The organism is Kitasatospora sp. NPDC091257, from assembly GCF_044757675.1.
Classification (GTDB): domain Bacteria; phylum Actinomycetota; class Actinomycetes; order Streptomycetales; family Streptomycetaceae; genus Kitasatospora; species Kitasatospora lactacystinica.
The window spans coordinates 1-2567 of the sequence record NZ_JBIVVI010001244.1; the positions used below are offsets into that span (position 1 = coordinate 1).

The following is a 2567-nucleotide window of genomic DNA, read 5'->3' on the forward strand; positions in this document are numbered from 1 at the left end:
GGGAGGACGGCCGGGGGCCGGCGAAGAGGCGGTCCCAGAGTTCGGAGCCGATGCCGGTGACGCAGGTGAGGGCGCCCTCGGGGGCGCGGAAGCCGACGGCGCGGCGCAGTCCGGCGAGCTCGGGCAGCAGGTCGCGGACGGCGTCCTCGCGGCCGGGTTCGACGGTGAGGATCAGGAAGACGGCCGCGCTGGTCAGCGGGGAGAGCACGGCTTGCGGTTCGGTCTGCATGGTGCGTGACCTCTCTCAGGACGCCCGGGAGGCGTCCCACTCGGCGCGGTAGTCGGCGAAGATCCGCTGGAGGTGGTGTCCGATCTTCAGGCCGAGCGCCAGGCAGGTGAACAGTGCGAGGACGGGGTTCTCCCGCAGCAGGCTCACGGCAGCCGCTCCCGGCGTGGCACGGGGACGCCGGGCGGGGGATGGACCAGCACTGATCCGATCATGGGAATGATTACATCGCAAAGCGGACAATCCGGCACGGCCGACGCACAGCCGAACGGCCCCACCGGGCGGACCGGACGGACCGGACGGCCCCGCCGGAAGCCGTTCCGACGGGGCCGTCCAATGCGGGCCGTTCGACGCGGACGGGCGGCCTTCCCCCGCGGGCGTCGGGCGGCTTCAGACCCGCAGCGCCGCCAGCTGCTCGGCGAACGGCACCACCTGCTCGGGCAGCTCCGGCGCCGCCGGGTCGCGCCCGGCCAGCAGCGCCGCCAGCTCCCCGGCCGCCCGGTCGATCCGGCGCGGCAGGCCGTCGGTGAGGCCGTCCCCCGCCGTGCCCCAGTCGTCGGTGGCCGCGTAGACGGCGGTCGGCAGCACCACCGCGCGCAGGTAGCTGAACAGCGGGCGGACGGCGTGCTCCAGGGCGAGCGAGTGCCGGGGCGTGCCGCCGGTGGCGGCGATCAGCACCGGCTTGCCGGTGAGCGCGTCGTTGTCGATCACGTCGAAGAAGGACTTGAACAGACCGCTGTACGAGGCCGTGAAGATCGGTGTCACCGCGATCAGGGCGTCCGCCTCCGTCACCGCCTCGATCGCCGCGCGCAGCCCGGCGCCGGGGAAGCCGGTGACGAAGTTGTTGGCGATCTCCACCGCCAGGTCCCGCAGTTCGACCACCGTGACGTCCACCTCGCGGCCCTCCGGGGCGAGCCGGCGCACGGTCGAGTCGGTGAGCCGGTCCGCCAGCAGCCGCGTCGAGGACGGCTTGCTCAGTCCGGCGCTCACCACCACCAGCTTGTACGCGGTCACTTGGCCACCTCCGCCTTCTCGTTCTCCCGCGCGTCCCGGGCCGCGACCAGCGCGGCGTGGGTCGGCCCCTGCGGCACTCCGGCCGGGCGGCCCTTGGCGAACTCCTCGCGCAGCACCGGCACGACCTCCTCGCCGAGCAGGTCCAGCTGCTCCAGCACCGTCTTCAGCGGCAGGCCGGCGTGGTCCATCAGGAACAGCTGGCGCTGGTAGTCGCCGAAGGTCTCGCGGAAGGTCAGGGTCTTCTCGATGACCTCCTGGGGGCTGCCCACGGTCAGCGGGGTCTGCTCGGTGAACTCCTCCAGCGAGGGCCCGTGCCCGTAGACCGGCGCGTTGTCGAAGTACGGACGGAACTCGCGCACCGCGTCCTGGGAGTTCTTCCGCATGAACACCTGCCCGCCGAGGCCGACGATCGCCTGCTCGGGCGTGCCGTGGCCGTAGTGGGCGAAGCGCTCGCGGTAGAGGCTGATCAGCTTCTTGAAGTGCTCCTTGGGCCAGAAGATGTTGTTCGCGAAGAAGCCGTCCCCGTAGTAGGCGGCCTGCTCGGCGATCTCGGGGCTGCGGATCGAGCCGTGCCAGACGAACGGCGGGACGTCGTCCAGCGGGCGCGGGGTGGAGGTGAAGCCCTGCAGCGGGGTGCGGAAGCGGCCCTGCCAGTCCACGACCTCCTCGCGCCACAGCTGGTGCAGCAGCGCGTAGTTCTCGACCGCGAGCGGGATGCCCTGGCGGATGTCCTGGCCGAACCAGGGGTAGACCGGGCCGGTGTTGCCGCGGCCCATCATGACGTCCGCCCGGCCCTCGGCCAGGTGCTGGAGCATCGCGAAGTCCTCGGCGATCTTCACCGGGTCGTTGGTGGTGATCAGCGTGGTCGAGGTGGAGAGGATGATGCGGTCGGTCTGCGCGGCGATGTAGCCGAGCATGGTCGTCGGCGAGGATGGGACGAACGGCGGGTTGTGGTGCTCGCCGGTCGCGAAGACGTCCAGGCCGACCTCCTCGGCCTTGCGGGCGATGGCCACCATCGCCTTGATCCGCTCGTGCTCGGTGGGGGTGCGACCGGTGGTGGGGTCGGTCGTCACGTCGCCGACGGAGAAGATTCCGAACTGCATGCTGCTCACCCGTCCCAGGTAGTCCAACTTTCAACCACCTTAGCACCCTGGTGCGGATCGTTATTCCCGCCGGCCCCGTTCCCGTCGGTCGGCGCAGACCGCCGACCGCCGACCGCGGAACGCGGACCCGCCCCGGGCGGGGCGCCGTAGCGCTCCGCCCGGGGCGGTCACCTGTCCTGTTTCCGTTATCGGCTCACAATTAGCTCGTGACGCTCACACATAGG

At 71.4% G+C, this 2567-nt stretch carries 4 protein-coding genes; all 4 read right to left on the bottom strand.

All coding sequences use genetic code 11. The features are described 5' to 3' along the window. Positions 1–229, bottom strand: a 229-nt coding sequence (locus ACIQOV_RS36825; RefSeq protein WP_401055153.1) for a Dyp-type peroxidase domain-containing protein, incomplete at its 3' end; no start/stop codon positions are given. Between the two features lie 15 nt (positions 230–244). Next, the gene (locus tag ACIQOV_RS36830) at positions 245–376 is read right to left on the bottom strand and encodes a hypothetical protein (RefSeq protein ID WP_401055154.1); all 132 of its coding nucleotides are present in this window, start codon (positions 374–376) and stop codon (positions 245–247) included. A gap of 240 nt (positions 377–616) precedes the next feature. Then, positions 617–1240: an FMN reductase gene (locus ACIQOV_RS36835; protein WP_401055155.1), complete on the bottom strand. Its 624-nt coding sequence runs from the start codon at positions 1238–1240 to the stop codon at positions 617–619. Next, a complete protein-coding gene (locus tag ACIQOV_RS36840; RefSeq protein ID WP_401055156.1) occupies positions 1237–2343 on the bottom strand; it encodes an LLM class flavin-dependent oxidoreductase in 1107 nt (368 codons plus the stop codon). The genes ACIQOV_RS36835 and ACIQOV_RS36840 overlap by 4 nt, the downstream gene beginning before the upstream one ends. Positions 2344–2567: the final 224 nt, after the last annotated feature.

Bases quoted from the DNA above. Each gene is read 5' to 3' on its own strand.
- ACIQOV_RS36840 (WP_401055156.1), bottom strand. From the start codon at position 2,343: ATGCAGTTCGGAATCTTCTCCGTCGGCGACGTGACGACCGACCCCACC.